This is a genomic window from Fulvivirga kasyanovii (genome assembly GCF_009711405.1).
Lineage (GTDB): Bacteria > Bacteroidota > Bacteroidia > Cytophagales > Cyclobacteriaceae > Fulvivirga > Fulvivirga kasyanovii.
Genome location: NZ_SMLW01000342.1, coordinates 2,415 through 6,390 on the forward strand (window position 1 = coordinate 2,415; position 3,976 = coordinate 6,390).

Consider the following 3,976-nt stretch of genomic DNA (forward strand, 5'->3'; position numbering starts at 1 on the left):
ATTGCACAACATCTTCAATTATAGCTGATCCAGACAAAAAGTTGCTCAAGCCGAAGCTATTAGTCAGATTAAAATCATTGTAAATTCTTGGTTTTCTAAGATCAGCTCCCAGTATAAGTACCTTTTTACCTGTTAAAGCAAAAACCGTCGCAAGATTGATTGTAGTAAAGGTCTTTCCTTCCCCACTAATGGATGATGTAACCATAAAAACCTTTTTATCCTCCCCTCCAACAAAAAAATTAAGGTTGGAACGTAGTGACCTGAATGCCTCTGAAACAATTGATTTCGGTTTTAAACTTACTATGAGGTTATTATCCATCTTTTTATGCCCTATACCTCCAATAATAGGTATCCTGGTCAGTTTTTCAATATCCTCTTTCGACTGTATTTTGTCATCGAGGACTTCCATTGTAAGAAACAACAGAAAGGGAATAGCAAGTCCAATAATTATTGCTATCGCATAGTTTTGCTTAACCTTTGGGGTTAATATCTGTCCGGATAACCTGGGAGGGTTCACTTCAAGTATGTCAGACGCATTCGATGCCTTAGAAATACCTGCCTCAGCCCTTTTCTGCATCAAAAATATGTACAGGCTCTCACTAAGAGCGTAATTCCTTTTGATATTAACAAGTGTTCTTTCCTTTTCCGGTAAGGCTACAAGTTTTTGCTCAACTTGAGTTATTTGGGAGTTTAAAAATCTTTCATTAATAGATTGGGCATCTAAAATATTTTCTACACTAGTTTGCACATCGCGCTTAATGTCATGAATCCTTTCCTGTTTTTGAGTGAAAAGTGAACTTGCTTTCTTCGCCTGGCCCATAAAGGCCTGCAATTCGGATTGCTCTTTAACCAAGTTAGCTATTAATTGAGTAACAATAGGGTCTTCAATACCCACACTTGAAGGGGGTACAATTGTATTCAGGTCATTATCCTTTTCTAAGTACTCAAGAACATAGTTATAATAGTTTCTTTTAATCTTCAGTTCGACTCGCTGTTCCTCCAATTTAACTAGTTTCTCGTATAGGTTTAGTCCCTCTCCCTCCAAGTCGGTAGCAATATTCTGTTTTTTGAACCTCTCAACCTGCGATTCAAATATCTTTAAAGAATCGGATATCTCGTCCAATTGTTCTTCTATGAACTCTATTGACCTTGTAGCTGCCAAATTTTTCCTCTCAAGATCAAATAGCTGATACTGAAATATCAGTTCTTTCAAGAAATCTATCTCTTTCTCTGGTATTGGCCCGCTAAGCGAAAGGTTCACAACAGAAGCTCCTTCCTCAGCCCATTCGGCATTCAATTTCTTACTATATTGGTAAGCAACTTTATCAGGGTCTTCCAGAAAAATAAGAAACCTCTTGCCTATATATGGAGATAAATTACCCGTTGTCTTCAACATTATATCATATCCATTAACTACAAGGGTGTCACCAAAGACTCCGACAGTTGATTTTATGTCGTACTTGTCTTCTTCAGTCCCTTCCTTTTTTATAGGATCTATCTTATATGTTTGGTTATCTTCAAATTCTATATAAAACGATTCACCAGATGGATAATACTCCTTAGGAAATACTTCAATTTTAACAGGGAAATTACTTTGATAGAACTCAGTTGTTTTGATGTTTCCTTCAACATAATAAGAAACTCCAAAATTTAAAGCCTTCACAACATCCTTCAACAATGTCTCCGACTTTATAATATATAATTCATTATAGAAATTTCTATACGGATCAACAAGAGGGTTATTGTATAGTAATTTTCCTTCAGCATTTTCCTTGCTTTCCTTAATTATAATCGAAGTACTTACAGGGTATATTTTGGTTGTATAACGATTAATTAAATGCGCCAACACTATGCAAGTGACCAAAACTATAACAACTATATACCAGTACCGAAGAGCTCTAAATAAAACTCTCTTATAGTCAACCAGCTTATTCCCTGAATGATGTGAATCTTCAAGTCGGATAAACTCCCGATCCGGCAAAAATCCTTTTTCTAACATCAGTTGGTTATAAGGTTAATAATCAATAATAAAGTAGATGCTGAAGAGAGGAATAATGCCACATTTTGCCCAAAATACTTTCTAAACGGTCGTTGTTTTAAAGGAGGCACAATAATTATATCATTTTGATGGACAAAAAAAGAAGAATTTTGCAAATACTGTTCGTCCAAAAGGTTTACATATAGAACTTCATTGTTTCCTGAGATTTGCCTGATAACTTTCACATTTTTTCGATCCGCCAAATCTGTTAACCCATTAGCCAAGCCTATGGCCTCCATCATAGTCATATTATTATTGTAAGTATTTATTGTCCCCTGACTATTTACTTCCCCAAGCAGGGTCACCCGAAAATTTAGCAACCTTACATTTACGACCGGTTGAGTAAGGTAATCAGCAGCCAACTCTTGTAGAAAGTCTTTTATTTCGTGTACAGTCCTCCCTCCAACTTTAACTTTACCTATTTCTGGAAATTGTATCATCCCCTCCTTGTCAACAAGATATCCTGAAAGGGAAATTGCACCAATATTTGTTGTGGTGTTTTGAGCATTAGTCTGACTAAATATGTCAAACTCTTCTTTTGTCAAACTACTAAACCGTATTGATAAAATATCCTCAGGCTGAACCCTATACTCATAATCCGCCAAATCATACACTCTTAACACAGTGTCTTTCGGAAAGCTTTCATTCAACTCATCCCCCTTCTGCAAATAAACTATCTTCTTATTCGGCACGCAAGAAGCCCCCAACACCACAACAAAAAGTAAAATAAAGAGATTTCTCATCCTAAAGATCACGTATACTATTTTACAAAACTTTTTCCCAACATCCACACTTCCTTCAGCATCTTGAGGAAGCCTTCTATTTCATCAAGTGGTACCATGTTTGGGCCGTCGCTTAATGCTTTTGAGGGGTTGGGGTGGGTTTCTATGAAAAACCCGTCTACTCCAACGGCCGCGGCTGCTCTGCCCAGGTAGGGGGCAAACTGTCGTTGACCTCCGGAGGTGCCTCCGGCGCCTCCTGGCTGCTGTACGCTATGGGTAACGTCAAAAACTACGGGAGCGTATTGTCGCATAGTAGGAAGTGCTCTCATGTCGACTACAAGATTGTGATAACCGAAGGATACTCCCCTTTCGGTCAGACAAACGTTGGGGTTGCCTGCTCCACGTACTTTGTCAACCGCGTACTTCATGTCTTCTGGCGCCATAAATTGGCCTCTTTTTACTTTAACCATTTTACCGGTTTCAGCGGCAGCCAGCAGTAAATCTGTTTGTCTGCATAGAAATGCAGGGATCTGTAATACGTCCACAACTTCAGCCACTTCTTTGGCCTGGTATGATTCGTGAATATCCGTAACGACCGGAACGTTAAGGTCTTTTTTAACTTTTGATAGTATTTCCAGACCGGAATCTAAACCTTTGCCGCGATATGAGCCAGCGGATGTACGGTTGGCTTTGTCAAAAGAGGCTTTGAATACATAGTCTATATCTAGCTGCTGGCACACTTCTTTTACCTTTGTCCCGGTTTCCATGCATATATCGTAGCTTTCCGCTGCACATGGCCCGGCAAACAACACCAGCCTGTCGCCTCCTAAGTTTATATTTTCCGTGATATTAACACGCTCTTTAAATATTTCCATTAATTGTCTATGTAGCTTTTAACGATTCCTTCTAACAGGCCCTGGGCGGCTAAAATAAAATCAGCAGCCTCGCGAACTACTCCTTCCCCACCCTTCTTTTCAGTGACTAAATCAGCATATCCCTTTACGTATTCCAGAGCATCTGCCGGTGCCACTCCCAAGCCTGCGTATTTAATTAATTTCAGGTCTATTATATCATCTCCTATATAGGTAACCTGATCGTCCGAAAGCTGGTATTTTTCCAGAACATCATTATAAACCGCAAATTTATCTTTTACATGTTGATAAAAAAAGTCCAGCTTCAGTTCTTCACACCGTCTGGCGACCAACTCAGAGGTTCT

Annotated in this window: 4 protein-coding genes; all 4 read right to left on the minus strand. The window is 38.8% G+C overall.

The features are described from left to right. Positions 1–1,999, minus strand: a 1,999-nt coding sequence (locus E1163_RS03425; RefSeq protein ID WP_185155943.1) for a GumC family protein, incomplete at its 3' end; no start/stop codon positions are given. Continuing rightward, entirely contained in the window at positions 1,999–2,781 is a 783-nt protein-coding gene (locus E1163_RS03430) for a polysaccharide biosynthesis/export family protein (protein WP_155169470.1), read from the minus strand. The genes E1163_RS03430 and E1163_RS03425, both read right to left, overlap by 1 nt. A gap of 17 nt (positions 2,782–2,798) precedes the next feature. Then, the gene (gene kdsA / locus E1163_RS03435) at positions 2,799–3,635 is read right to left on the minus strand and encodes a 3-deoxy-8-phosphooctulonate synthase (RefSeq protein ID WP_155169472.1); all 837 of its coding nucleotides are present in this window, start codon (positions 3,633–3,635) and stop codon (positions 2,799–2,801) included. Then, positions 3,635–3,976, minus strand: a 342-nt coding sequence (locus E1163_RS03440) for a KdsC family phosphatase (protein ID WP_155169474.1), incomplete at its 5' end; no start/stop codon positions are given. The genes kdsA and E1163_RS03440, both read right to left, overlap by 1 nt.